This window comes from Methylobacterium sp. CCH7-A2 (genome assembly GCF_001557075.1).
In the GTDB taxonomy this organism is placed as follows: Bacteria; Pseudomonadota; Alphaproteobacteria; order Rhizobiales; family Beijerinckiaceae; genus Allobosea; species Allobosea massiliensis.
The window spans coordinates 1-270 of sequence record NZ_LSKN01000278.1; the positions used below are offsets into that span (position 1 = coordinate 1).

Annotated in this window: 1 protein-coding gene; it reads left to right on the forward strand. The window is 70.0% G+C overall.

What is annotated here, in order from left to right; all coding sequences use genetic code 11:
- The coding region (locus AX750_RS20195; RefSeq protein WP_156462471.1) for a tyrosine-type recombinase/integrase at positions 1–270 on the forward strand (270 nt) is incomplete at both ends.

Consider the following 270-nt stretch of genomic DNA (forward strand, 5'->3'; position numbering starts at 1 on the left):
AGCAGCCGGGCCAGCCGATCACGACGCGCCAGCTCAACCGGGCCTGCCATGCCGCAGCCGAGGCCGCCAAGCTCGACAAGCGGGTCTCGATGCACACGCTGCGGCACAGCTTCGCCACCCATCTGCTGGAGCGGAAGACCGATATTCGGGTGATCCAGGTTCTGCTCGGGCACCGGAAGCTCGACACCACCGCCGTCTACACCCGCGTCGCGCTCAAGACCCTGCGCGAGGTGACGAGCCCGCTCGCGCTGCTGGCGCCGCCTCCACCGC